Origin of the sequence: Roseiterribacter gracilis (assembly GCA_018332375.1) — a bacterium.
In the GTDB taxonomy this organism is placed as follows: domain Bacteria; phylum Pseudomonadota; class Alphaproteobacteria; order BOG-932; family Roseiterribacteraceae; genus Roseiterribacter; species Roseiterribacter gracilis.
This window is the reverse complement of sequence record BOPV01000001.1, coordinates 3,394,071-3,419,884: the sequence shown is the minus strand read 5'-3', so window position 1 is coordinate 3,419,884 and position 25,814 is coordinate 3,394,071. Positions and strand designations below refer to the sequence as shown.

At 63.6% G+C, this 25,814-nt stretch carries 24 protein-coding genes; 11 read left to right on the top strand and 13 right to left on the bottom strand.

What is annotated here, in order from left to right; all coding sequences use genetic code 11:
• Positions 1 to 5: 5 nt before the first annotated feature.
• From TMPK1_RS17090 to TMPK1_RS17070, 5 genes are all read right to left on the bottom strand, one after another.
• The gene (locus tag TMPK1_RS17090) at positions 6 to 1,115 is read right to left on the bottom strand and encodes a PstS family phosphate ABC transporter substrate-binding protein (protein WP_420244517.1); all 1,110 of its coding nucleotides are present in this window, start codon (positions 1,113 to 1,115) and stop codon (positions 6 to 8) included.
• Positions 1,112 to 2,032: a substrate-binding domain-containing protein gene (locus TMPK1_RS17085; protein ID WP_420244516.1), complete on the bottom strand. Its 921-nt coding sequence runs from the start codon at positions 2,030 to 2,032 to the stop codon at positions 1,112 to 1,114. Before TMPK1_RS17085 ends, TMPK1_RS17090 begins: the two co-directional genes overlap by 4 nt.
• Before the next feature lie 16 nt (positions 2,033 to 2,048).
• Positions 2,049 to 4,325 (bottom strand): TonB-dependent siderophore receptor, encoded by a 2,277-nt coding sequence (locus tag TMPK1_RS17080; RefSeq protein ID WP_420244514.1) that lies wholly within the window; start codon positions 4,323 to 4,325, stop codon positions 2,049 to 2,051.
• Between the two features lie 66 nt (positions 4,326 to 4,391).
• Positions 4,392 to 5,837: a sensor histidine kinase gene (locus tag TMPK1_RS17075; protein WP_420244512.1), complete on the bottom strand. Its 1,446-nt coding sequence runs from the start codon at positions 5,835 to 5,837 to the stop codon at positions 4,392 to 4,394.
• Entirely contained in the window at positions 5,834 to 6,499 is a 666-nt protein-coding gene (locus TMPK1_RS17070; protein WP_420244511.1) for a response regulator transcription factor, read from the bottom strand. The genes TMPK1_RS17075 and TMPK1_RS17070 overlap by 4 nt, the downstream gene beginning before the upstream one ends.
• A 209-nt stretch (positions 6,500 to 6,708) precedes the next feature.
• Between TMPK1_RS17070 and TMPK1_RS17065 the strand changes: the two genes are divergently transcribed.
• Genes TMPK1_RS17065 through TMPK1_RS17040 form a run of 6 tightly spaced genes read left to right on the top strand, consistent with a single transcriptional unit; the run spans position 6,709 to position 13,604 of the window.
• Positions 6,709 to 7,572, top strand: coding sequence for a hypothetical protein (locus TMPK1_RS17065; RefSeq protein ID WP_420244509.1), 864 nt, complete (start codon positions 6,709 to 6,711; stop codon positions 7,570 to 7,572).
• Positions 7,573 to 7,583: 11 nt separating this feature from the next.
• A complete protein-coding gene (locus TMPK1_RS17060) occupies positions 7,584 to 8,639 on the top strand; it encodes a YncE family protein (protein ID WP_420244508.1) in 1,056 nt (351 codons plus the stop codon).
• Positions 8,636 to 9,688 carry a YncE family protein gene (locus tag TMPK1_RS17055; RefSeq protein ID WP_420244506.1) on the top strand — a complete coding sequence of 351 codons (1,053 nt, stop codon included), beginning with the start codon at positions 8,636 to 8,638 and terminating at the stop codon, positions 9,686 to 9,688. Before TMPK1_RS17060 ends, TMPK1_RS17055 begins: the two co-directional genes overlap by 4 nt.
• A gap of 22 nt (positions 9,689 to 9,710) precedes the next feature.
• Positions 9,711 to 10,808, top strand: a complete 1,098-nt coding sequence (locus TMPK1_RS17050; RefSeq protein WP_420244505.1) for an ABC transporter substrate-binding protein — start codon at positions 9,711 to 9,713, stop codon at positions 10,806 to 10,808.
• A 24-nt stretch (positions 10,809 to 10,832) separates the two neighbouring features.
• Positions 10,833 to 12,506, top strand: a complete 1,674-nt coding sequence (locus TMPK1_RS17045; RefSeq protein ID WP_420244504.1) for an ABC transporter permease — start codon at positions 10,833 to 10,835, stop codon at positions 12,504 to 12,506.
• A 24-nt stretch (positions 12,507 to 12,530) separates the two neighbouring features.
• Positions 12,531 to 13,604, top strand: a complete 1,074-nt coding sequence (locus tag TMPK1_RS17040) for an ABC transporter ATP-binding protein (RefSeq protein WP_420244503.1) — start codon at positions 12,531 to 12,533, stop codon at positions 13,602 to 13,604.
• Here the strand turns inward: TMPK1_RS17040 and TMPK1_RS17035 are convergent.
• The 4 genes from TMPK1_RS17035 to TMPK1_RS17020 form a co-directional block, all read right to left on the bottom strand.
• Positions 13,582 to 14,235, bottom strand: a complete 654-nt coding sequence (locus tag TMPK1_RS17035; protein WP_420244502.1) for a CPBP family intramembrane glutamic endopeptidase — start codon at positions 14,233 to 14,235, stop codon at positions 13,582 to 13,584. The two genes, TMPK1_RS17040 and TMPK1_RS17035, sit on opposite strands and share 23 nt — an antisense overlap.
• A gap of 110 nt (positions 14,236 to 14,345) precedes the next feature.
• Complete coding sequence (locus tag TMPK1_RS17030; protein WP_420244501.1) at positions 14,346 to 14,468, bottom strand: hypothetical protein; 123 nt, start codon at positions 14,466 to 14,468, stop codon at positions 14,346 to 14,348.
• A gap of 129 nt (positions 14,469 to 14,597) precedes the next feature.
• The gene (locus tag TMPK1_RS17025) at positions 14,598 to 15,101 is read right to left on the bottom strand and encodes a thioredoxin family protein (RefSeq protein WP_420244500.1); all 504 of its coding nucleotides are present in this window, start codon (positions 15,099 to 15,101) and stop codon (positions 14,598 to 14,600) included.
• A 47-nt stretch (positions 15,102 to 15,148) separates the two neighbouring features.
• Positions 15,149 to 15,526: a c-type cytochrome gene (locus TMPK1_RS17020; protein ID WP_420244498.1), complete on the bottom strand. Its 378-nt coding sequence runs from the start codon at positions 15,524 to 15,526 to the stop codon at positions 15,149 to 15,151.
• Between the two features lie 46 nt (positions 15,527 to 15,572).
• Between TMPK1_RS17020 and TMPK1_RS17015 the strand changes: the two genes are divergently transcribed.
• Genes TMPK1_RS17015 through TMPK1_RS17005 form a run of 3 tightly spaced genes read left to right on the top strand, consistent with a single transcriptional unit; the run spans position 15,573 to position 16,506 of the window.
• A complete protein-coding gene (locus TMPK1_RS17015) occupies positions 15,573 to 15,908 on the top strand; it encodes a DUF1491 family protein (RefSeq protein ID WP_420244497.1) in 336 nt (111 codons plus the stop codon).
• Positions 15,905 to 16,234 (top strand): MmcQ/YjbR family DNA-binding protein, encoded by a 330-nt coding sequence (locus tag TMPK1_RS17010; protein ID WP_420244495.1) that lies wholly within the window; start codon positions 15,905 to 15,907, stop codon positions 16,232 to 16,234. The genes TMPK1_RS17015 and TMPK1_RS17010 overlap by 4 nt, the downstream gene beginning before the upstream one ends.
• The gene (locus TMPK1_RS17005) at positions 16,234 to 16,506 is read left to right on the top strand and encodes a hypothetical protein (protein WP_420244493.1); all 273 of its coding nucleotides are present in this window, start codon (positions 16,234 to 16,236) and stop codon (positions 16,504 to 16,506) included. The genes TMPK1_RS17010 and TMPK1_RS17005 overlap by 1 nt, the downstream gene beginning before the upstream one ends.
• Here the strand turns inward: TMPK1_RS17005 and TMPK1_RS17000 are convergent.
• Genes TMPK1_RS17000 through TMPK1_RS16990 form a run of 3 tightly spaced genes read right to left on the bottom strand, consistent with a single transcriptional unit; the run spans position 16,503 to position 19,991 of the window.
• Positions 16,503 to 17,915, bottom strand: coding sequence for an FAD-binding oxidoreductase (locus TMPK1_RS17000; protein WP_420244491.1), 1,413 nt, complete (start codon positions 17,913 to 17,915; stop codon positions 16,503 to 16,505). The two genes, TMPK1_RS17005 and TMPK1_RS17000, sit on opposite strands and share 4 nt — an antisense overlap.
• On the bottom strand, positions 17,908 to 18,885 hold the full coding sequence (locus TMPK1_RS16995; protein WP_420244490.1) for an L-threonylcarbamoyladenylate synthase: 978 nt from the start codon (positions 18,883 to 18,885) through the stop codon (positions 17,908 to 17,910). Before TMPK1_RS16995 ends, TMPK1_RS17000 begins: the two co-directional genes overlap by 8 nt.
• Complete coding sequence (locus TMPK1_RS16990) at positions 18,882 to 19,991, bottom strand: anhydro-N-acetylmuramic acid kinase (protein WP_420244488.1); 1,110 nt, start codon at positions 19,989 to 19,991, stop codon at positions 18,882 to 18,884. The genes TMPK1_RS16995 and TMPK1_RS16990 overlap by 4 nt, the downstream gene beginning before the upstream one ends.
• Before the next feature lie 30 nt (positions 19,992 to 20,021).
• Between TMPK1_RS16990 and tyrS the strand changes: the two genes are divergently transcribed.
• Entirely contained in the window at positions 20,022 to 21,266 is a 1,245-nt protein-coding gene (gene tyrS / locus TMPK1_RS16985) for a tyrosine--tRNA ligase (RefSeq protein ID WP_420244486.1), read from the top strand.
• 114 nt (positions 21,267 to 21,380) lie between these two features.
• Entirely contained in the window at positions 21,381 to 22,571 is a 1,191-nt protein-coding gene (locus TMPK1_RS16980; protein WP_420244484.1) for an acetyl-CoA C-acyltransferase, read from the top strand.
• Here TMPK1_RS16980 and TMPK1_RS16975 read toward each other — a convergent pair whose 3' ends face one another.
• Positions 22,572 to 25,721, bottom strand: a complete 3,150-nt coding sequence (locus TMPK1_RS16975) for a YhdP family protein (RefSeq protein WP_420244483.1) — start codon at positions 25,719 to 25,721, stop codon at positions 22,572 to 22,574.
• Positions 25,722 to 25,814: the final 93 nt, after the last annotated feature.

The following is a 25,814-nucleotide window of genomic DNA, read 5'->3' as shown; positions in this document are numbered from 1 at the left end:
TTGCTTTATGGAATCTGCTTGGCGCGCAGCGGGAGATAGATCCCCTGCGCAAGAACAGCCTGCTGCCCGTCGCGGCTGTGGATGTAGCGCAGCAGCTCGGCCACGATCGGGTCGAGCTTCTTGTCGGGCGCATGATTGAAATTGAGGAACACCAACCGGCTCAACGGATAGTCGGCGCGCGCGACATTTTCGTAACTCGGCGCGCTGCACAGGCCTTTGGCGTCGGGACACAGCGCCAGCATCTTCACCGGTGCATCGATATAAGCGAGACCGGCGTAACCGATCCCCAGCCGATCGGCAGCGACGTTGCTCGCCAGCGGAAACACGACTGGTGCAAAGTTGATGTCGGTACGCCACTCGCCGCGCTTGGCACCGACGCTCAACACGCGTTGGCGAACGAACTCTTCAAACCCGTTCCATGGCTTGACGCCATAGACATGGATCGGCTTGTCCGCCCAGTCGCCGGTGAGGCCAAGCTGTCCCCAATTGGTGATGGCTGCGCCGCCGCGATGGCGTGTGGTTGAGAGCAGCGCGTCGAGCTGGTCGAACGTAATCGACTCCAGCGGGTTGTCTTTGTGCACAAAGAAACCCAGCGCATCGAGAAACCCGTAATGCCGGTACGTGCCGCCCGAGACCGGCACGCTGCTGGGCTCGTACCCGAACTTGGCTTTGAATTCGGTGATGTCGTCGGGTTTCAGCTCGCGCGACACGAAAACGATGTCGAGCTTACCGTTCACCAGTTCTTTGGCGCCGAGACTGCCGGCATAAGGCGGTGACAGATCGATCTGCACGCCGGGATGGTGCTTGCGGAATCCATCGACCCAGCGATGCACCAGATCGGGCAGCACGTCCGAGGCCGCTGCCTTGCGCGTGCCGGTCAACTTTACGCCCTTTTGCGCCTGATACGGCTGCAGCGCCGGATCCAAGGTCGGCTGCAGAATTTCGGGCGTCGGCAATTTGCGCCCGTGCTCTTTGCCGAATTCTTTTTCCGCGTCGGTCTGCGGCACGCTGCGCGCGACCGGAAGCTGCGGCCAATCGACCAGCTTCTGCTGCGCGCTGGCGGCCGGCGCCGCGAACAGACTGACGGCCAGCAACATCGATCGGCAAAGCTTCATTGCGCCCTCGCTTCCGGAAGTTTGGCCAGCTCAACCGCGATCTCGGCGTCGTTGAGCGGCAGATACTGCAGCGCCTCTTGCGCGATCACGCGTTGCCCCTCGCGCGACAGGACAAGCCGCAGATAGGCGGCGACCAGCGGCTCGATCGGTTGGCGCGCATAGATGTAGAGATGGCGATCGAGCGGATAGACGCCCGCAACAATGTCTTCTTCGCTGCCCGACGACGGGCGCATATCCACGCACGCAACCAGCGGCACGACCCGAACCTGCGGCGTGGCGAGGTTCATCGCAGCAAAGCCGATCGCGTCACGGTCCTCGCCGACGGCGCGGATGACGTCGGCCGACTGCGGAAAGGTGGTGATCAGGCTGGTATAGGGACGACCGCCGAATTTGTGCCGCTGCAGAAACAGCGCCAGCGCTGTGGTCGCGTGCAGGCCGATCGGATGAATCGCATGCCGGCCCAGTCCGAGCTGTGACCAGGTCGACAGCCGGTCGGGCTGCTCGGCAAAGATACGCATCACCTGTTCGAGCGTCAGCGACGGAAGCGGGTTGTCGCGGTGCACGAAGATGGCGAGCGGGCCCGACTTGGCCGCCGGGTTGAGCGATGCATGCGCGACACGAAACTGAATCGGGTCGCCGCCGGCGACGGCGCGATAGTCGGCAAGCTCTGCGTCCGAGAATTCGGCCCCCATCGGCGCAAAGGCCGAACTGCCGCGCGCCAGCGCCTGCGGCGCCGTACGCGTGCCTTTCAGCACCAGGTCGAATTGCGTGCCGGGATGCAACGCGATGAAGCGGGCATTCAACGCGTCGAGCATGCCCTGCATATCGTTGTACCCGACGACGCGCACCGCACCCGCCGGCGTGATGTAGGACGGCGTGCCGTACGACGACGCCGGCAAAGCCAGAAGTGCAAGCATCAATCCCGCGCGCACGTCAGAAGCGCACGCGCGCCGACAGAACCGCAATACGCGGCTGGCCAGGAACGATCTGCGTCTGGCCGGTGAACCCGGTGCTTTCGAAATAGCGCCGGTCGAACAGGTTCGAAATCTTGAAGGTAAGGTCGTAGCGCTCGGCGACGTAATAGAGGCCGAGATCAACGACGGTGTAGCTGGGCAAGGTCAGCGGACTGTTGCTGGTCGCGGTGGGCAACAGGCCTGGACGGTCGCCGGTATAGGCGATGCCGAGACCGAAGCCGAGCCCCGCCAACATGCCGTCGGCGAGATCGTACCGTGTCCACAGATGCGCGTTGTGCTTGGGGATGTTGGTCAGCGCGGCGCCGTTCTGCTGCACGATCGTCGACTTCACGACTTTCGCGTCGGTGTAGCCGTAGCCGACCGTCAACTGCCAATTGTCGAGCGGCGACGCGCTGACTTCGAATTCGACGCCGGTCGATCGTTCAGCGCCGACTTGCTGCGAGCACGTGCCGATCGAAGCGGGACAGGTCCCGCCGCTGAACGTGCTGAGCACGTTCTGCTTGTCGATCTTGAACCAGGCCAGCGTGGCGTTGGCGCGGTTGTTGAACAGGTCGGCTTTGACGCCGAATTCGATCGCATGCGCCGTGGTCGGAACGAACGGATTGGTGCCGTTGATGTCCTGCGAGCTGGCCGGCGCCGGCACGAAGGAGGTGCTGTAGCTGCCGTAGAACGACCAGTCTTTGCTCGGCTGGTAGATCAAGCCGCCTTGCGGCAGCACGTCGTCATTGTCCGACGCGGTGGTCGGCACGCCCGCGATGCGCAGCTCTTTCAGCGATTGTCTTTCGCGCGCGTAGCGGATGCCGAACTGCGCCTTCCAGTTTTCCGTGATCGTGATCAGGTCGGCGAGATAGCCGCCATAGGCCTGCGACGACGTATAGCGATCGTTGAGCGCGGTCGGCGTCGTCGGATTGACCAGCGGATAGGCGTCGCGCGGCAGAATGCCGACATAGCTCGGCGCGAAGATGTTCAGCGCGCCCGCATGCGGCCCGGCGACGGTCGCCGGCGTGGTCGGGATGTTGAAGAATTGCAGCCGGTTGGTATCGAGCGTTTCGCGCCCGAGATTCGTACCGACCACCAGCTTGTGCTGGAACGGCCCGGTTTCGAACGGCGCAACCAGGTTCAGGTCGCCGAAATGATATTCGCGCTTGTTGAGCTGGTTGCGCGCGCGGATCGAAACTTCCTGCTGGTTCGGCAGAATCGCGTTGACGTCGTACCCGATCGCCGTGTCGCGATGGACGACGCCGCGATAGGACAGGTTCAGTTTGATGTCGTTGGAAAATTTGTGCTGCAGCAACAGGGTTGCGGTGCCACCCCATTCTTTCTGCACGTCGCTCGGCGATTGATAGCGCGTCGTGGTCGCCGGGATCTGCGACGCATCCAGGTTGGGCGCGACCATGTAGGTGTCGTACGACGTCTTCACGCTGCGATATTCGAGCAGCACGGTTGCGACCGTGCTGTCGGTGATACGCCACGTGACGCTGGGGCTGAGATATATCGGCCGCTCGTACGACGCGGTGCGGAACGTGTTGTCGTAGCCATACTCGGTGATCAGCCGATACAGAACGCGCTTCTCGGCATCGACCGGGCCGGTCAGGTCGGCGGTGACTTCGTAGCCCAGCACATTGTCCGAGCTGTTGCTGGCAAGGCCGGACGTGCCGCGCAAACCAATCACGTTGGCTGCTTCGTCGCGCGGTTTCTTGGTGATGATGTTGACGAACCCGCCCGGCTGCACCTGCCCGTACAGGATCGACGCAGGACCTTTGACGAGTTCGATATGGTCGGTGCCAACCGTCGGTGGCGATCCGAAGCGCACGGTCAGGCCGGGCAACCCATCGACCATCAGCGCGTTGCGATCGGTGCCCGATGCCTTGAACCCGCGAATGGCAAGATCATAGCCGGTATTGCCGGCGCGCTGGACGCCGGTCATGTAGCGATAGAGATCGGCGACTTTGGTCGTCTCGATCGCTCGCATGAACGCGTCGGTATAGGACGCAACCGAATAGGGCGTGTCGCGAACCGGGATGTCGAGCTTGGTGGCGCTGGTCGCGCCCGAGCCGATAAAGCGGCCGGTCACGATGACTTCTTCCATCTGGGATTCGGTCGCGCTCTGCGCGTTTGCGCGCTGCAGGGGCAGCAAGGCTGCACCGGCAATCGAAAGGCCTACGAGAATGGATCGTGAAGCGGGCGCGCGCAGCATGTGCTGCGCCGTCGCGACGGGCACGCGTGTTGACTGCATGACTTCCTCCCCGTCGGCAGCTCTTTTGTACGGCTGTCCGATCGCGCAGGGTCGTAGCCCGCCAAACTAAATCGAACCTGAACGATACCGGACTGGTTCGTCAGGTGCGCGTGCAGCGGGCTGCGTTACCCCGGCAACATGTACCGGCGATTGCAATTCGATTTCGTTGACCGGAATCTCGAACGCGACGCACAAACCGCGACCACCGCGCCCCGGCTCGGCGAAGATTTTGCCGCGATGCAAACCGACAATGCTGCGACAGATGGCGAGACCAAGCCCGCTGCCCGCATCGTTGTTCGCACCCAGACGCACGAACGGCTCGAAAATCCGATCGAGCTGATCCGGTTCGATGCCCGGCCCGTCATCCTCGACCGCGGCACGCCAGGTCGAGCCGCGCAACGTCGAGCGCAATGTGATCCGGCCACCCGGTGGCGACGCGTGCAGCGCATTGGTCAGCAGATTCAACAGCACCTGCCGGATCCATTTTTCTTCGAACACGACCTGCCCGTCGCCTTCCTGGATCAGGTGAAAGCGACGACCGTGATGTTCGGCCAGCACGCACGCGTCCTGGCGGAAATTCTCTAGGAACCGTGCCGGCGGTTGCGCTTTGGCGTTGATCGTGATGGCGCCCGCTTCAGCGCGCGACAGAAACAGCAGTTCGTCGATGATCTGGTTCAGCCGCGCCAGCTCTTCGAGCTGCACTTGCACCGCCTCTTCGGACGTCGGCCCCAAAGCGCCGTCTTCGAGCAGCTTCTCGGCGTGCAGCCGGATCAACGACAGCGGCGTTTTCAGTTCGTGCGACGCCTGCGCCGAAAAGCGGGAGATCTGATGAAACGCGGATTCGAGCCGGTCGAACGTCTGGTTCAGCAACCGCGCTAGGTCCGAGATCTCGTCCTGCACGGCGGGGACTGGAATCCGCTCGCTCAGATTGTCCGAACCGATGCGCCGCGCGGTCTCACTGATCAGCCGCACCGGTCGCAGCAGCACATGGCTCAATCCGTGCCCGATCGCGACGCTGACCAGCAACATCGCGACGACGAGTGCGAGGCAGACCTGGATATAGCCGCGCATGACTTCGCCCACCGGGCGCAACGACGTGCCGACGCTGATGTCGAACGGCGGGTGGATGAATTCGGCAACGCGCAACGCGCCGATGTCGGGAACTTCGACCTCGAACGTGCGCAGCCCTTTCACGTCGGGGATCGGATGGCCGTTCAGATTGGACGATGAGAAAAGCAGGCCGGTGCGCGGATCTTCGACCGTGATGTAGAACAGAACCGAGGCATATTCGGTCGTTTCTCGAATCCGCTCGTCGATGACGCGCGCATCGAGATTGGCGTAGTCGGGCCCAAGGCGCGCCTTGATCTGTTCGAACTCGGCCGCATTCAACACGTCGAGCCCATGAATCATCCGGCTTTGCAGCAGGTAGTACCCGCCGACGAACAGGCACACGAGCGTCGCGGTCGCGCTGAGCGCGTACCAGACAGTCAGACGTGTGCCGATCGACTTCACAGGAGCTGATAACCGACGCCGCGCACGGTCTTGAACAATAGCCGTTCGGGCGTGGTTTCAAGCTTGCCGCGCAAGCGGCTCATATAGACGTCGAGCAAATTGGTATCGACGTCACAATGCGACGACCAGATCTTCTCCGAGATCAACGATCGCGTCAGCACGCGACCGGCATTCTGCATGAAGATCTCGAGCAGCGCATATTCGCGGCTCGTAAGGTCAACCGGCTCGCCGTTCAGATGCACGGTGTGGCTCAGCAGGTCGAGCTTGATGCCGCGATGTTCCAGAACCGCGCGCTTGACGGCGGACTGGCGGCGCAACAAGGCGCGTATATGCGCCAGGACTTCTTCGAGGCTGAACGGCTTGGGCAGATAGTCGTCGGCGCCCAGGTCGAGTCCTTTGATGCGATCCTCGACGGCGTCACGCGCGCTGAGGATGAGCACGGGTTCGTTGAAGCCGCTTTCGCGCCATTCGCGCAGCAGATCCAGCCCATCTCCGTCGGGCAGGTTCAGGTCCAGCACGACGACGTCGAAGCTGTTTTCCGCAATCGCGTCGTCGGCTTCACGGCAACAGCGAACCCACTCGACCGTGTACGCGCGTTCGACAAGCCCCTGCTTGAGAAACTGACCGAGTCGTTGCTGGTCTTCGACAATCAGAATTTTCATCAGGCACCTCCCCTGGAAAACGCCTCTTGGCGGGCGCTCCGAAGTACCGGTTCAAATCGAGACATAGACGGTGCGAGGTGGGCAACCGAAATCGACATAACTGAACGCTTGTTCAGAAAACCTTCAGGGTGAAGTCAGTTTGCCTCCCTATCACCGCCGCCAATGCCGGCTGCGCGGCAACTCCAAAAATGACCCTGGGGAGGGAATCGATGAAAGGCTTCGTGCCATGGGCGTTCTGCGCCCTGTTCAGCATTTCAGCGGCGGCGCAGGGCCAGCCATCCACCTACGCGCAGCATCTGGTTGATCAGACGGTCGCCAAACACAGCGACGTGCTTGTTCTCGCCATGCACGTCACGCCGCCGAAGAGTCGCGAGAACGTGATCATCGCCTCGAATATCGGCCGCATCGGGAAAGCAGCCGATGAAGACGATCTGGCCGTCATCCGAACCGGCAAGGCTAAGCTGGAAGTCAACCAGGCGGGCGATCGATTCGAGGTCGAGTTGCCGCTGCTGGACGTGCGCGGCGACCGGATCGGCGCCCTGGGCGTCGTCTTTCCCTACAAGAGCGGCGACAACAAACAGGCGCGCGCAAAACAAGCCGCGGAAATTCGCGACGAGCTGCGCCGCCGAATCTCGCATGTCGAGAATCTGGTCGAGCCGTATCCGTACGATCCGTCGGTGCCGACTTATCCCGCGGCGCAGCGGCTCGTCGACGACACGATGAACAAATACCGCGACGTGATCCTGCTGGTCATGCACGTCACGCCGCCCGGATCGGCGAACAACATCATTCTCGCCTCGAATATCGGTCGCATCGGCAAGAAGGCCGACGAAGACGACCTGCGCGTCATCGACAAAGGCGAGACCAATCTGGAAGTGAGCACCGACGGCAAGCGCTTCGAAGTCGAGCTGCCGCTGCTGGACAAGGCGCAGACGGGCATCGGCGCGTTGGGCGTCGTATTTGCCTACAAGAAATCCGACGACAAGCAGGCGCTGAAACGACGCGCGGAAAAGATCCGCGACGACATGGCAGCGCAGATCGCATCGGTCGCCAAAATCGCAGAACGGAACTGAGGGAGATGAACATGCCTGTCGACACAAGACCGATGTTGCACCGCGCGATTTCCGGATTGCTGCTGGCGCTCGGCTTCAGCGCGACCGCGTTGGCCGCCGAACCGCTGACACTGAGCGGCCGCACCGAACTTCCCGGCTATACCGGCGACTTCGATCATTTCGCAGCCGACATTCGCGGCAACCGTCTGTTCCTTGCGGCCGAGGATCACCACACGCTGGAAGTGTTCGATCTCGACACCGGCAAGCTGCGCAAGACCGTCGCTGGCTTCGACACACCGCATTCGTTGCTCTATCTGCCGGGTGCAAACCGGCTGATCGTCACCGACAGCGGCGAGACGCAAAGCCGCATCGTCGATACGAACAGCTACAAGATCGTTGGCACCATCGCGCTGAAGCCGCATGGCGCCGACGCCGCCGGCTACGACCCGTCGCGCAAACGCTACTACGTCGTGACCGGCGGCCGCGACGCGAAGCTCAAAGAAACGTTTCTGATCGAGATCGATCCCGTCACCGGCAAGCAATATGGCGCGATCAAATTCGACACCGACAAAGTCGAAGCGATGGCCATCGAGCAGAAGGGCGATCGGCTGTACATCAACGTCACCGGCAAGAACTACATGGCGGTTCTCGACAAGCGCACCCATGCGGTGCTTGCAAACTGGCCGATCCGCGAAGCAGAACAGAACGCGCCGCTCGCCTTCGACGAAGACAATCGGCGACTGTTCGTCGTAACGCGCAAGCCGGGCAAGCTGTTGGTGCTGAACGCCGACACCGGCGCGACGGTGGCTTCGTTCACCGCACCGGAACGGACCGACGAAGTCATCTTCGATAAAGCCAACAAGCGGATCTACGTGCTTGGCGGCGAGGGATATATCGGCGTCTTCCAGCAGAACGACCCCGACCGCTACGAAGAGATCGCGCGCGTTCCGTCGGCAAAAGGCGCCAAGACCGGAATTCTGGTTCCGGAATTGAACCGTCTCTACGTCGCGCTGTCGCCGGGCGAAGGAAAGACTGGCGCCGCCGTGCTGCATTTTGCGGTCGCACCGGCCACGGGCAAAACCCAATGAAGCGCCGCACCCTTGCCGCTCTTGCGGCTGCCGGTCTTTGCGCAACGATGGGGCCTGCATCCGCCAAAGGCTTCTATCAACTGGAGAAGGCGATCACGCTCCCCGGCCAGGTCAGCGGCTGGGACTATCTCGCGTTCGATGCAACGCGGAACCGGCTCTTCGTCGGCCGCCGCGCCGAGGGTGCGGCTGTCTACGACGCAGCCGCGCATCGCGTCGTCAAAGTGATCGAAGACTCCAAAGGGGCAAATGCGATCATTCTCGTTCCCGAGTTCGATCGCGCCTACACGGTGAACGGCGACGGAAGCTCGACCGTGTTTCAGCTTTCGACCTTGAACAAGATCGACCGCATCAAACTCGGTGACGATGCCGACGCGGGGCTGTACGAGCCGGTGACCAAGCAGATCGCGGTGACGATGGGCGACAGCAAGCAGATCGCCTTTCTGGATGCGCGCACCGGCCGGCGCATTGCCATCCTGAAAATGGAAAGCGAGAAGCTCGAAGCCGCGCAGCCCGACGGGAAAGGCGGCTTCTTCGTCGCCCAACGCGATCGCAATGCGGTCGCACATATCGACGCGCGCAAGCATACGGTCCTTGCCGAATATCCGACCAAGGGCTGCGACGAACCGACCGGTCTTGCTTTTGATGCAGCGCACCATCGGCTGTTCGTCGGCTGCCGTGGCGCCAAACCCGTGCTGGGCGTACTCGACAGCGAAACCGGCGCGACCGTAACGACACTGGAAATCGGACGGGGCAATGACGGCGTCATCTACGACGCCGGCGAACAGACGATCTTCAGCTCCAACGGGATTGACGCAAACCTGGTTCTGTACCGGCAGATTGACGCCGATCACTATGAACTGCTTGAAGCTCTGACGACGCGTCCGTTGGCGCGCACCATGGCGCTTGACCCGGTCACCAAACGACTGTTCGTTGCGACCGCGGAAGGCACGGTGGATCCAACGCAAAAGATCAATCGCGCGGTGGCGCCCTTCTATGCCAATCGCTTCTTTCCTGACAGTTTTGCCGTGTTAACCTTTGCGCGTCGTTGAAGAGAGCACGAGGATTGCAGACATGAATTTCCGCCGGTCGACATTTGCATTCGCTTTCTTGTCGGCAACTGCTTTGTCGCTGGCCGCAACTGCCGCCGACGTGCCCGCTGGATATCCGGCCGACTACGCCAAAGTGATCGAAGCGGCCGAGAAAGAGGGCAAAGTCGTCGTCTATTCGTCGACCGACGCTGCTGCGGCGCAACCGTTGCTGAAAGCCTTCGCCAAGGCGTTTCCCAAAATCACCGTCGAGTACAACGACCTCAACTCGACCGAACTTTACAATCGGCTGATTTCGGAAGTCGCAGCCGGCAGCACCGGTGACGTGACCTGGTCGACCGCGATGGATCTGCAGATCAAGCTGGCACAGGACGGCTACGCGATGACCTATGCGTCGCCTGAGAAGGCGAAGCTGCCGAGCTGGGCCGCGTACAAAGATCAGGCGTACGGCACGACCTACGAGCCGATTCTGTTCGTGCACAACAAGCGCCTGCTGCCCGAAGCGCAGATGCCGAAGACGCACGATGAATTCATCAAAATTCTGACCGAGAAAAAAGCCGAGCTGACCAACAAGGTCGCAACCTACGATCCCGAACGTAGCGGCACCGGCTTCGCCTATATCAGCAACGACCAGCTGCATTTCCCCAAATTGTGGGATCTCGCCGCCGCGCTCGGTGGCGTCAGCGTCAAGCTCTACACCTCGACCGGCACGATGCTGGAAAAGATCGGCTCGGGCGAACACGTGCTCGGCTACAACATGATCGGCAGCTACGCGATCAATCGCGGCAAGAAGGACCCGAATGTCGGCGTCGTCTATCCGCAGGATTACATGGAGGTCGTCAGCCGCGTGATGATGATCCCGGCCAAAGCGAAAAACCCGAACGCTGCGAAGGTGTTTCTGAACTTCGTGCTGAGCCTCGACGGCCAGAAGGCGATGGCGGATTCGGGCCTGTTCGCGATGCGCGACGACGTCGAGGGCGAAGCGACAGCAAAGTCGTTGAAGGCGAAGTTCGGCGACAAGTTGAAGCCGATCCCGGTCGACGACACGACGACGCAATATCTCGACCAGACCAAGCGTCTCGCCTTCCTGAAAAAGTGGCAGGAAGCCGTCTCGAAGCACTGACGGACTGCTGGACTGGATACTGCAATGAAAGTTGAACGCCCGCTTTGGCGTGTGGCGGTGGTGGTCGGCGTCGCGCTTGCGGTGGCGCTGCCTTTGTCGTTGGTGATCTATCAAAGCTTCCTGTCGGCGCCGTTCTTTCAGCCGACTGCGAAGGGAAGCTTCGACGCTTACACCTTCGTGTTCAGCGACAAGGATTTCTGGACTGCGCTGCGCAACACCGTGTTTGTCGCGACCGGCATGACCGCGATTGCGGTGCCGTTGGGCGGCATCCTGGCGTTTCTGATGATCCGCACCGACCTGCCAGGTCGTAGCTGGATCGAACCGCTGCTTCTGTCGCCGGTCTTCGTCTCGCCGATGGTGTTGGCGTTCGGCTATGTCGTGGCGCTTGGACCGGTCGGCTTCGTGTCGCTGGCCGCAAAGTCGATTTTCGGCGACGTGCCGTGGACGATTTATTCGCTGCCTGCGATCGCAGTCGTCGCGGGCCTGACGCACATCCCGCACGTCTATCTCTACGCGTCGTCGGCGCTGTCGAGTTTGGGATCCGACGTCGAAGAAGCAGCCCGCGTCGCCGGTGCCGGTCCGTTGACCGTGATGCGCCGCGTGTCGTTGCCGATGATTGCGCCCGCGTTGCTCTTTGCCGGCGTGCTGGTGTTCTTCCTCGGCTTCGAGATGTTCGCGTTGCCGCTGATCCTGGGCGACCCGGAAGGCATCCTGGTTCTGACTTCGTATCTCTATAAGCTGACCAACCGCTTCGGCGTGCCGTCCTATCAGTTGATGGCGGTCGTCGTGGTTGCGATCCTCGCGATCAGCCTGCCGCTGGTGTTGCTGCAACGGCGCCTGCTGCGCGACGCCGAACGCTACGTCACCTTGAAAGGCAAAGGCGCACGATCGAAACCGCTGCCGCTCGGCAAATCGCGCTGGATCGCGTTCGCAGGGGTCGTGCTGTGGCTGCTGGTAGCGGTCGGCATTCCGCTGGCGGGCATCGGCTTGCGCAGTGTCGTCAGCGCCTGGGGTGAAGGCATCAACATCACCGAGGTGCTGACGCTCGATCACTTCTACGAAGTCTTCGACTATCCGCCGCTGGTGCATGGCATCGTCAACACGATCCTGATCGCCACGATCGGCGGCGCCGCATCGGTCGCGGTTTATGCGCTGATCGCATTGTCGGTGCATCGCTGGCCGCATCCGCTGGCGCGCATCGTCGACTACGCAGTGCTGATCCCGCGCGCCATGCCGGGGCTGATCGCCGGTCTTGCGATGTTGTGGGTGTTCCTGTTCTTCGCGCCGCTGCGGCCGTTGAAATCGACCTTGGTGTCGTTGTGGATCGCCTACACGCTGGTGTGGCTCGCTTACGGCATGCGCTTGATCAGCGCGTCACTGCTGCAGGTCGGTCGCGAATTGGAAGAGGCTGGCAAAGTCGCTGGCGCTTCGACTGGCCGCGTCAATCGCGAGATCACCATTCCGCTGATCCGGTTCGGCCTGATGTCGAGCTGGGTTCTGATTTTCATGATCTTCGTGCGCGAATATTCGACCGGCATCTATCTGCTCGGTCCCGGTACGGAAGTGACCGGCGCGCAATTGATTTCTTTGTGGGGAACCGGCGCTGCGGACGTTGTCTCGGCGCTGTCCGTCATCAACGTCGCAACGCTGGCGGTCGGTTTGGCCATCGCGTTGCGCCTCGGCGTGCGCCTGCGCTGAGCCAGGTCCGGTGAAAGAAAAACGATGAGCGACAATCTGAAACTCGACGAAGTCCGCCTGACCTTGGGCGGCAACGAAATTCTCAAAGGCGTCTCGTTCGCGCTCGGTCGTGGCCAGGTCCTGGCCCTGTTGGGACCGTCCGGCAGCGGCAAGACGACGATCCTGCGCGCGGTTGCGGGATTGGAGACGCCCGACTCCGGCAAGATCGAAATCGACGGCAAGCCAGTCTTCGACGGCAGCCAGAAACATTTCGTGCCGGCGGAAAAACGCGGCCTTGGTTTGGTCTTCCAATCCTACGCGCTGTGGCCGCATCGCACCGTCAACGACAATGTCGCGTTCGGCCTGCGCCTTCGTGGCGTTTCGAAAGCCGACATCGAACGCCGCGTCCAAACTGCGCTCGACCAGCTTGGCCTGGGCAAGCTGGGCGCGCGGTTCCCGCACCAGCTTTCGGGCGGCCAGCAACAGCGCGTCGCGATTGCACGCGCGCTCGTCTACGAGCCGCCAATCCTGTTGCTCGACGAACCGCTATCGAATCTCGACACCAAGTTGCGCGAGGAAGCGCGCGTCTGGTTGCGCAAGCTGATTTCCGAACTCGGCATCTCCGCGCTGATCGTGACCCACGATCAGATCGAAGCGATGGCGATGGCCGATCGCATTCTGTTGCTGAATGAAGGCCGCATCGAACAGGCCGGCACGCCGACCGAGATGTATGCGCACCCGCATACGATTTTCGCGGCCGAGTTCATGGGCGCCAACAACCGCCTGCTCGGCACCGCGTCTTCCGGCGCGGATGGGCGTGCGCATCTCAAAGTCGGCGGCGTCGAGCTGGTTGGCACAGCCCAGGCCGGTGCGGTCAGCGGCGATGCGATCGGACTGATCCGCGTCGAGCGCGTGTCGGTCGATAAAGCGGGCGGACCAGGCTGCGTCGAGATGGATCTCGTCACGCGCATGTATCTCGGCGACCGCTGGGAATATCTGTTCGAGCGCGACGGGTTGTCGGTGCGCGCCTACGACGCCGAACCGTTGGCCGACGGGCGCCACCATGTGCGCTTCCCCGCCGACTCGTTGTGGATCTTCAGTCGTCCGGCATCAGCTTGATCAGCAGGATGCTGGAATCGACCAGCGCGTGCGTGATCATGTTGGCGGCAAGATCGCGGTGCCGCAGATAGAGCAAGGTCAGCACCGCGCCGAGCACCAGCACGATCGCGCCTTTGGCCCAGCCCCAGACCGGCACGTGCAAGCCTGCGAACAACAGCAGCTGCAAGACCGCGCCGATCCAGAGATAGCCGGTCCATTCCGTCAAACGGTGCAACGCGAAACCGCGCGTCATCAATTCTTCGACGACGCCGGCGCGGATCGCGAGCAGCACCATCGCCCAGACCGGCAGTGATTTCAGCGTCGCTTCGACGCCGGCGAATTGCGGTACGCCATCGGCCAGCACATGCAGCAGCACCGCCATCGCAATGCCGATTGCGAGATAGACAGCAAGACCGCCAAGCCCGCGCCGCACGCTGCGCCATGTCGGCGGATGGAGTCCGATCGACGAGAGCGGCCGCTTTTCCCAGACGACGACGATTGCGATCAGCGCTGCGGCAAGCAGCCAGAACATCGCTTCACCGGCGAGAATGCGCGCGGTTGCCGACGCTCCTTCGAGCGGGACGAGCGGCGCCAGGATCGGCATCGCAATGACGAGCGCGAGGCCAGCAAGCGTCGGGAGCGGATTTCTCATGCAGCGTCCATAGCATTTCGTCGGTCGCGTTTTCCCGAGGGGAAAACGCTCGAACGAAAAAGGCCGCCAATGGTTTGGCGGCCTCTTACGCAGAGTATCGAAGAAAAGGGTCAGCTGCGGATCGTGGTCCAGTTGGCCTGGAACAGATCGGCCGCGAGACTCGTCGACGGCCGGGTACGACCGCCGAAGAAAACGAGAACCGCGGCAGCCACCCCTGCAAGCAGGGTCGTCATGGTTGCGCGTCCAATGTGTTTCGATGCAGCGCAACATAGGCGCGACCAGCCCGAATTTGACGGGGCGATGTCGGCAATCCAGCCATGCCGGCTGCGTACCCGTGGGCAGCAGCCATGCACAGCCGATGGTCAGCCGCCGTAGCTCTTCAGCACGTCCAGAATGGCAGCCGGCGTCATGTCGCGCGCATCCGACAGCGCCAAGGTATTCAGCCCCTGCACCGCCGTGTCGGTCTTGGGATCGACGATAACGACGGTCGGCACGCCCTTGAGGCCCTGCCCGTATTTCGCGGCCAGATCGAGGTTCTTGTTGCGGCGGCCGACATCGATCGAGACCAGTTCGAACTTGGAGTCGGCGTAGGATTTAATGTCGGGGATCTCCAGCGCACCGGCCAGCACGCGGCAATCCGGGCACCAATTGGCCCCGAACTTCACCAGCACGCGCTTGTTGGCGGCCTTGGCTCGCGCCAGCGCAGCGGCCAAGTCGGCGCGGCCGTCGGCGGCCTCGTCGTAGGGCGCTTTCGGCACGTCGGTGATTTTGTCGGGCAAGGCCGCGAACGACGCCGTGCCGGAGCTGATCCAAAGCGCACCGGCCAGAGCCAGCGTGCCAGCGAGGGAGAGGACGATCTTGCGCATGGGGTCGAAGATAGCTCGCCCAGAGGCGGCGTCTACGTTGGCGGCGGCTACTTCGTCGCGTCTTTGAGATAGGCGATCAGATCGGCCCGGTCCTGGTCCCGCGCCAGCCCGACGAAAACCATCTTGGTACCAGGCACCAGCGCAGCAGGCTTTTTCAGCCAGGCGTCGAGCCTGTCGTCGGTCCATTCGATCCCGCTCTTTTTCAGCGCATCGGAATAGTTGGTGAAATCCGGCCGCGTGCCGGCCGCCGCACCGATGACGCCGTGCAGGTTCGGGCCGACGCGTGCCTTCCCGCCCGCTTCGAGCGTGTGGCAGGCGGTGCATTGCACGTAGAGTCGCTTGCCCTTGTCGGCATCGCCGGCCTGTTGCGCTGAGGCGGGCAGAGCGGCGAAAAGAACGAGAAGCGCGAAAGGAGCTGATCGCATGGCGGCGGATCCTATCGGGCGCAAACCGGAGCGCTAGAGCACAGACTTGGACGACCGGCTTCCAACCGAGCTTTGGGTGACCGCAACGCTGCGTCGTTTCGGCGCGGCGGCGCGTCCGGCCTATCTCGTAAGGCGCGGCGACCCCGAACGCGGCTCGGTGCTGGTGCGGTTGGATGGGCATCGTGCCGGCACCCGCATTCTGACCCAGGCGCGCGATCTCGATGGCCGGCTGATTTGGCTCGAAGCTGCAGAAGGCCGTGCGCTGCCGCCCGATGAGGCGATGGCCTATGTCGACCGCGCCGTGCAGCGCGATCCCGATTTGTGGGTGATCGAAATCGAAACGCCGGACGGCGCGACACTGTTCACGGGCCGCGTCGAATGACCGAGGCCGAGGCACTGCGCGCGTTGCGCAAATATGTGCTGGCCTGGCCTGCGACGGTCGAACGCGAAACGTGGGGGCATCCGACCTTTCGCGTGAAAGACAAGATCTTCGCCACCTACGGCGACGGAATCGTGACCTTCAAAGCCGACAAGACCGCGGCTGCCGCAGGCGACGATCCGCGCTTCTTCACGGCGGCCTATGTCGGGCGCTATGGTTGGCTCAGCGTGAAGATCAAAGACGTAACCACCGACGAGTTGCTGGCCCTGGTGCGCCAAAGCTGGCTGCGCATCGCGCCCAAGAAACTCGCTGCTGCGCTGGACGAATAATGTCGCTGCGCACCAGCATCATTCTGCTGTCATTGGCTTTCAGCGCGCTGGTCGCGATCGTCGTCGCGACCTTGGTCGCGGGTGCACCGCGCGACCTGGAGGCGGAATTGGAACAACGCCGGCAAGATCTCAAAACTTCGCCCGCCGCGCCTGTCTTTGCATTGCCCGATCTGCGCGACGCACCCCGCACGAAATGCGGTGACCGGTTCGATCAATACCGTTCGGAATGCCGCAGCATTCCGACCACCAAACCGGCGACCTTCGCGCGCTAGAACATCGCGCCGGGATTCATCCGGCCGTCGGGATCGAGTGCGCGCTTCACACGCTGTAGCAGGTCGAACTCGACCGTACTTTTCACGCCCGGCAGCGCATCGCGTTTGAAACGGCCGATCCCGTGTTCGGCCGAAATCGATCCGTCCAGCTCGGCAACGATCGCGTGCACGACGCGATTGAGTTCGTCCCAACGCGCCATCCACGCGGCCGGCGCAAGACCGGGCGGCTGGGTGATGTTGTAGTGGACGTTGCCGTCACCGACATGGCCGAACGCATAGGGTCGCGCACCCGGCGCCACCGCTTCGACGGCAAGATCAGCACGACGGATAAAGTCGGGCACCGACGCGACCGGCACCGAGATATCGTGCTTGATCGATGCGCCTTCGAATTTCTGTGCTTCGACGATCGCTTCGCGCATGAACCAGAAGCGGCGGCGCTGTTCGCCAGACTCCGCCAGCACCGCATCGTCGATCAGCCCGTCTTCCAGCGCGCGCGCCAGCCCTTGTTCGAGCGCGGTGCGCGCCGCACCGGCAACGCCGCTGGTTGCTTCGAGCAGCACGTACCATTGCGTGCGCGCCGAGATCGGTTCGAACGCGCCCGCGACATGCGCAGTGGCGAAATCGATCGCCAGGCGCGGCATCAATTCGAACGCAACGATCGCGCCGCCGCTCGCATCTTGCAGTGCCGCCAGCAATGCGACCGCCGCATCGGGATCGCGCAAGCCGACAAAGCCGGTTGCGACGTCGCGCGGTTTCGGCTGCAATGCCAGCACCGCGGCAGTGACGATGCCCAGCGTGCCTTCCGCGCCCAGGAACAACTGCTTCAGATCGTAGCCGGTATTGTCTTTGCGCAAGCGCGACAAGCCGTTCCACACGCGACCGTCGGGCAGCACGACTTCGAGCCCCAGCGCCAAGGCGCGCGCATTGCCGTAGGCGAGCGTCAAATGACCGCCGGCGTTGGTCGAAAGCACGCCGCCGATCGTGCAACTGCCTTCAGCACCCAAGGTCAGCGGCAGTAAGCGATCGGCCTGATCGGCCGCTTCGCGCGCACGCTGCAGAATGACGCCGGCTTCGACCGTCATCGTCGAACCCAGTGCGTCGATATTGCGGATGCGATCGAGACGACGCGTCGACAGCACGATGCTGCGCGGCGTGTGTTGCGGCACGCTGCCGCCGACGAGTCCCGTATTTCCGCCTTGCGGCACGATGGAAATGCCAAGCCGCGCGCAGGTCGCAACCACAGCTGCAACTTCGTCCGTCGTGCCTGGCCGGATCGCCGCCAAGGCTTCGCCGGTGAAACGGCCGCGCTGTTCTTGCAGATAGGGCGCGGCGTCAGACGCGGTCAGCACGTTGTTGGCGCCGACAATGGCGGCGAATTCGTCTAATTCAATTATTGGCAGCTCAGCCATGGGCCGCTCGTGCAAGTCGATCGTTGATGGCGATGCCGAGTCCTTCTTCCGGAATTGCAGCGACGGCAATCGCGCGGTGTTTCGGATCGTCCAAGGCACGCAGCATGGCAAACAGATTGGCCGCGGCTTCGGCGAGATCACCCTTCTCGCTGAGATTCATCGAGGTGACCGCGGCGCGGCCTGCAAACGGATCGGGACCGAAGCCCAACCACGCTTCGCCGATCTCGGCCCGGATCGCACCGAGCCGAACGCGCGTCGTTGCCGGCGCATAATGTTTCAGCAACAAGCCGGGCGAACGCGGCGCGATTTCTTCGTGGCCGGTCGCAACCGCAATCGGACCGAGCACGAGTTCGATTTGTTCGCGCGTGACGGCGCCGGGGCGCAGCAGCAGCGGAATCGCTTCGCTGAGATCGAGCACGGTCGATTCCAGGCCGACTTGCGTGCGGCCCGCCGCCAGCACCAGCGCAATTTCTGCGCGGTCGCCCAGGCTTTCGATCACATGCGCGGGCGTGGTCGGACTAACCGCGCCAGAACGGTTGGCGCTGGGCGCAACGATGGGGCCGCCGAACGCACGCAGCAGCGACGCGGCGACGGGATGGCCGGGTACGCGCAACGCGATCGTGCGCAACCCCGCCGTCGCAGGATCGGCGATTGCACAATCGGCGTGGCGCGGCAGCACGAAGGTCAACGGTCCCGGCCAATAGCGCGCAGCAAGATCGCGCGCGCGTTCGTCGAAGCGCGCAAACTTCTCCGCCATGTCGAGATCGGCAACGTGCGCGATCAGCGGATTGAAGGAGGGGCGGCCCTTGGCAGCAAAGATCGAGACGACCGCCTGCGCGTTCGTCGCGTCGGCGCCGAGCCCGTAGACGGTCTCGGTCGGAAAGGCGACGAGCCTGCCGTCACGCAGCGCGTCAGCGGCGCGCGCGATCGAAGCGGCGCTGGAATCCAGCACAGGAAAACGAGCCGTCACGCTGCGGATGCGCTTCTTTCAGCGGTCGTCTTGTGCAGCACGCCGCCAAGTTGCGGCGCCGGCACGCCGGTCGTGCCCGGCAGAGATAGCGGCAGGCCGCGCAAGCTGCGCACGGCGAGATAGGCAAAGGCTTGTGCTTCCAGCACGTCGCCATCCCAGCCGATCGCATCGACCGACAGAATTTGGCTGCCCGCAAACCCGTCGCGCAGCGCGTCCATGATAGCGCTGTTGCGACGACCGCCGCCGGTGACGAGAACCTGCAGCGGCGTGCCTTCGCGCAGGATCGCGCGGCGTGCTGCTTCGACGGTGAAGGCCAACAACGTGGCGGCGCCGTCTTCGACTGACAAAGACTGCACCGGCGCCGACGAGAAGCTATTGCGGTCGAGCGACTTCGGACCAGCGACGTCGAAGAACGGATGCGACAGAAGCGACGCCAGCGCCGTCGCATCGACGCGACCGGCGCGCGCGACCGCACCGTCTTCGTCGTAGGCGCGACCAAGCTTGGTCGTCATCCAATCGTCGAGCAGCGCGTTACCCGGGCCGCAATCAAACGCGCGAATGTCGTTGTTCGGTCCCAGCCACGTCACGTTGCCGACGCCGCCGAGATTCAACACCGCAACCGGCTTCGGCAAGGAAGCGGCGAGTGCGGCGTGATAGAGGGGCACCAACGGCGCGCCTTGGCCGCCGGCCGCGACGTCGGCGCTGCGGAAGTCATTGACCGTGGCGATGCCGGTCGTGGCCGCGAGCAGCGCGCCGTCGCCGATCTGCCAGGTGCGCCGTTCGTGCGGTGCGTGCAGCAAGGTGTGGCCATGAAAGCCGAGCAGGTCGACTTGGGCCCGGTCGAGCCCCGCATCGGCAAGCAACAGCCGTACGATCTCGGCATGGGCCAGGGTCAGGTCGCGTTCGATTGCCGCAACGTCACCCTGCTGTTCCAGCACCAAGCTACGTAGGCGGCTACGCAGCTCGGCCGGATACGGCACCATCAGGGCCGGGCCCGCGACCAGATGCGCCTCGCCGTCGGTTTCGAGCAGGGCCGCGTCGATTCCGTCCATCGAGGTGCCTGACATCAGACCGATGGCAGTCATGGTGTGCACGGCAGTTCGCATGGCTTTCCGTCTATGCTAGTCCCGCAGCGAATGACAGCGTTCCGTTCCGACTTTCTCCGCGTCTTCCAGGAGCGCGGATTCCTGTACCAGGCCACCGATCTCGAAGCGCTCGACGCCGCCTTCGCGAAGGGTCCAGTCACGTCCTATTGGGGCATGGATGCCACCGCCGACAGTCTGCATGTCGGCTCGCTGGTCGGCATCATGGCCAATCGCTGGCTGCAGAAGACCGGGCACAAACCGATCCTGCTGATCGGCGGCGGCACCACCAAGATCGGTGACCCGTCGGGCCGCGATGAATCGCGCCAGCTGATCAGCAACGAGACGATCGCGACCAACGCGGCTGGCATCCGCCGCAGCCTGGCGCCGTTCATCGATCTCGATGCAACGCAGATGGTCGACAACGCCGAATGGCTCGACCACCTGCAATACATCCCGTTCCTGCGCGAAGTCGGGCGGCATTTCAGCATCAACCGCATGCTGTCGATGGATTCGGTGAAGTCGCGGCTCGATCGCGAACAGCCGCTGAGCTTCCTCGAATTCAACTACATGATCCTGCAGGCCTACGACTTCGTCGAACTGTACAAACGCTACGGCGTGAATTTGCAGATCGGCGGATCGGACCAGTGGGGCAACATCGTCAGCGGCACCGATCTCGGTCGCCGTCTGGTCGAAGCCGAATTGTACGGCCTGACCTGGCCGCTTTTGACGACCGCATCGGGCGCCAAGATGGGCAAGAGCGCGCAGGGCGCGATCTGGCTGAACGCCGATCGCCTCGGCGCGTACGAATACTGGCAGTACTGGCGCAACACCGAAGACGCCGACGTCGAACGGTTTCTGAAACTGTTCACCGAATTGCCGCTCGACGAAATCGCACGCCTCGCCAAATTGCAGGGCGCCGAAATCAACGAAGCGAAAAAAGTGCTCGCGACCGAAGCGACCGCGTTGGCGCACGGCCGGGACGCCGCAACCGAAGCAGCCGAAACCGCGCGCCGCACATTCGAAGAAGGTGCAGCGACCGGCGAAGCGCTGCCGAGCCTGGTGAAATCGCGCGCCGACTTGGCGGCCGGCATTTCGGTCGTCGACCTGTTGGCCGAGCTGGGCCTGGCCGCGTCGAAGGGCGAAGCGCGCCGCCTGATCAAAGGCGGCGGCATTCGACTCAACGATGTGCAGGTCAGCGACGAAAACGCCAAGCTCACCGACAGCGCGCTGGACGGTGACGGCGTCGCCAAGCTCAGCGCCGGCAAGAAACGACATGCCTTGGTGAAGTCAGCGTAGGAAAAGCGGCGTTCGCACGGGTCGCCAGCGGAAGAAATAAACTCATCGAACCCGGCGCTCGCCCTGGCGCCCGTGGCGCGCTAGATCCCTCCCGAATTCACGGAGGAAACCAAGATGTCCGCGCACGATCCGATCGTCATCGCCGGTGCAGCCCGCACGCCGCTGGGCAAGTTCCAAGGCGAGCTGTCGCCGCTGGCCGCGACCGAGCTGGGCACGATCGCGATCAAGGCCGCGCTGGAGCGCGCCAAGGTTTCGCCCGACGCAATCAGCGAAGTGTTGATGGGCTGCGTGTTGCCCGCTGGTCTGGGCCAGGCGCCGGCGCGACAGGCTGCGCGGCACGCGGGCATTCCCGACGCGGCGGGCGCGACGACCGTCAACAAAGTCTGCGGCTCGGGCATGAAGGCCGCGATGTTCGCGCACGATCTGCTGAAAGTCGGTTCGGCCGACATCGTCGTCGCGGGCGGCATGGAGAGCATGACCAACGCACCGTACCTGTTGAAGCAGGGTCGTGGCGGTTACCGCATCGGCCACGGGCAGGTGTTCGACCATCTGATGTTGGACGGTCTCGAAGACGCCTACGACAAAGGCCGTTCGATGGGCACGTTCGGCGAAGACTGCGCCGAGCATTATCAGTTCACGCGCGAGATGCAGGACGAATACGCGATGGAGTCGGTTCGCCGCGCGCGTGATGCGCAGAGCAGCGGCGCCTTCGATCGCGAAATCGTGAAAGTCACCGTCGCCGACAAGAAAGGCTCGATCGAGGTCGCGCGGGACGAGCACGCGGCGAAGCTGGATCCCGCCAAAATCCCGAGCTTGAAAGCAGCGTTCAAGAAAGACGGCACGATCACCGCCGCCGCATCGAGCGCCAACGCCGACGGTGCAGCCGCGCTGATTCTGACGCGCCGCTCGGTCGCCGAGAAGAACGGCATGCCGATCCTTGCGACCATTGTCGGCCATGCGAGCCACGCGCAGGAGCCGGCCTGGTTCACCACCGCGCCGATCCCGGCAATCAAAAAGCTGCTCGACAAGACCGGCTGGAAAGCCGGCGACGTCGATCTGTACGAGATCAACGAAGCCTTCGCCGTCGTTGCGATGGCTGCGATCCGCGATCTCGGCCTGCGTCGCGATCAGGTCAACGTGCATGGCGGCGCGGTTGCGCTGGGCCATCCGATCGGCGCCACCGGCGCGCGCATCATCGTGACCTTGCTGCACGCGCTGGAGACGCACGGCATGAAGCGCGGCATCGCCAGCCTGTGCATTGGCGGCGGTGAAGCCACCGCCATCGCACTCGAACGCGCTGCGTAATTAGCGAGCGGCCGGCGGCGTTGGCGCCGCCGGCTTCGCGTCCGGCAAGTCGCGCAAGAAAAACAGATTGCGGATGAAGCCGGGCGCCAAGACCGACAGCGGATTGACGCTGGTTTGCGGCTCATCGATCGAGCCGCGCATCGAATAGGTCGCGGCGAACAGGCCCTGCCCTTCGCCGCCGCTCAACAAATCGCCCACGATCGGAATCGCGCCGACGATCCGGTTCAGCGTGTAGACCGGCACCAACGTGCCGTTGATGTCCATGCTGCCGCGACCGAGATCGATCGGACCCGCAAAGGTAATACCGGTGGCGCTGCCGGCGGCGCGGCCTTCGCGCAACGTCAGCACGCCGTCGCCCCAGGTAAAGTCGGCGTCGAGATGATCGAAGGCGATGCCGTTGCCTTGCAACAAATCGGCGAAACCCGACACCGACGCGGCGTTGAACAGGCGCGCCAGCGCGGGCGCATTCACGACGCGGAAATTCGCAACGTCGAGCTTGCCGAAGCTGCGGCGTGACTCACCGAGCGTTTCGCTGGTGCCTTCGATCGTCATCTGACCGCCGCTGATCGAACGCGTCACGCCCGCAGCGGCGAGCACCGCACCAGCATCGTCGGTCGACAGATCCAGCGCATAGGCGCCGCCCGTGCGCGGCGCGTGCCGCAACCGCACCGCGCCGTTGCCCGCGCGCGCATCGAGCGACGCAGCTTCGAGCCGTCCGCCCATGAAATTGGCCGTGCCGCGCAGCCCGGTCAGGAATTCGCCGCTCTTCGCCGCGATGACTTTCTCGAGCGACACAGTCAGCGCGTACGGGATGCGCGGTGACGGCGTCGTGCCGGGCGGCGTCGGTGCGAATAGATCGGCGATGAAAGTGCGCGCATCATAGGCACGCCCGCCGGCATTGATCGCCCAGCCCGCGCCGGCACGCGTTGCGGTTGCGCGAAAATCGCTTTCGCCCTGCGCGACGCGCGTCAGGTCGACCTTCTGCACCGTCGTTTGCGCGCCGAACGTGACGCTGCCTTCAATCGCGATGCCGGGGCTGTTGAATTTGACCGCTTCGATCCGCTCCAGCGTGTTGTCGTTGAGCGCCAAGGTCGCAACGCCAGCGCCGGCAACGCCCGCCGGCTTGTCGATGCCGAGTTCGGGTAGATAGACGCGCGCACGCTGCGCATCGAGCGAGAATTCGAACGTCGCGCGCTTGTTGCGCAAGGCCTGATAGGCGCCGCTGACGACAAGCGGCCCCTCGACACGACGGCCGGGATCGAGCCGCAACGCGGTGCGCGCCGCGGCGTCAACATCGCCTTTAATTTCGACGCGGCTGCGCACGCGGTCGGCGTCCTCGAACGATTCCTGCCATTTGAGTTGCAGCGGCACGTTTTCGAGCTTGCCGGTGCCGTCCAGCACCATGCCCTTCTTGGTCAGGTTCAATTTCAGCTCGCCGTCCGACAGCGAACGGCCGGCAACCGCGTCGGCAACTGCAAGGCCCGACAAGGTGCCGCGCGCGCCAAGCGACACGTCTTTGAACTTCAAATCTTTGCTGAGCGGAAAGCCGATTTCGACACGCGCCGCGGTGGTGCCGCGCACCTGCTTCGGATCGGCGCCGATCACCTGCGCGTAATGCAGCGGATCATAATCGAGAATCGTCAGCACGGTGCGGATCGGTCCGGCCAGGCCCAGCTTCAAATCGAGCAGCTGGTCGGCGGCACGAAAGCCGCGGATCGCGATCAGCCCGTCATTGATCGCCAGCTCTTCCAGCTTGCCGCGCTCGATCGCGAGATCCATGCCGTCGAGATCGAAGGTCGCCTTGCCCGCAACCTCGGTCACCGGTGGCAGCGCGCGGAAGTAATGCGGATTGAGGCCGGAATATTCGAATCCGCCTTTGACGCTTTCGATATCCAGCGCGCCGACGCGTCCGCGCGGCGCCGTCGCAACCAGATTCGCAGTCGCGCTTTTGACGAGGCCGGTCGTGATGTTCGCCGTCACCCAACGACGCCCGTCGGGATTGGCATTGATCGGCCACAGACGCGGAAACTGTTCCAGCGGCAGATTGCTGGCCGTCGCCGTCATCGCAACGCGCCAACGATCGCCGTCACCGGTTGCGGCACCGACGATGCGCAAGGTCGGCCCGTCGAAATCGACCAACAGCTGATCAAGATCGAGCCGGTCGTTCACCTTGTTGTAGCCGGCGGCAAGCTCGAGCCGCTTTACCGCCAAGCCGTTCGGATAGGCGTCGGGCAAGTCGAGCAAACCGTCGCCGCCGTCGAGCGCAATGCGCGACGAGACCAGGCGCAGCTTCTCGTCGAGTTCGATCGATGCAGTGCCGCCGAGCGGCAGTTTGAACGCAGCCAGCGGCAGGTCGGGACGCAACGGCGCCAGACCGGCTGGCTCGAACCGTTCGACTTTCAGCGTTGCGCGCAGCTTGCCCTCGCGACGCAGCTGCGAAACTTGCGCGTCGAACCGCGCGATGCGCGTGCCGATTTCCAATTCGAGCAGCGCCGTGCCGTCGAGACCTTGCGTCGTGCGGCGCAGATCGAGCGCAACGCGCGGCGCGCGCCACGCGCCGCCCAGCTTCTGGTCTTCGATCGACAGCGCACCGTCGACGACCTGCAAGCGGCGCAGGTCGCCCAACGGCGATGCATCGTCAGGCGGTCCCATCAACACGCGCGCAAGATCGAGTCCCGAGGGTGCTTCGCTGGCTGGTTCGCCGGATGCGCCATCCGGCACCGCAGGTTCGTCGCGCCCGACCGTCAGCCGCACTTGGCCTTCGGCGTCGCGCAACGCCACCAGCTTGGGCGCGACCAGCACCAGCCGTACCGGACGCAGCCGGCCCATCGCGAGGCCGCGCAACGACAGGCCGAGATCGATTTCGGGTAAGGTCGCGATCGAACGTCCGTCCGCACGCGTCAGCGTTACGCGCGACGCTTCCAGCAGCAGCGCACGATCGAAGCCGCGCCAGGCGAGCGACGCGTCGCCGATCGCGATGCGCGCGTCGGGCGCGACTTCGGCCAGCGCCTGCTCGAGATACGGTTTGAGAGCGCTGATCTGAATCGGGCCGGTCGACAGGCGCCACGCCAACAGCCCGACCAGAACGGCCACGCCGCCCAGCAGGATCGCCAGGATTTCGAACAGCAGTTTGGATGTTCGCTTGATCATGCGGCCGTCCGGCCGCGTTTTTTAGTTGCCCAATTTCCCGAGGGAAATTGTTGGCGTTCGGTCCAGAAGGTGACGGCGGGCGCGCACTCGGCT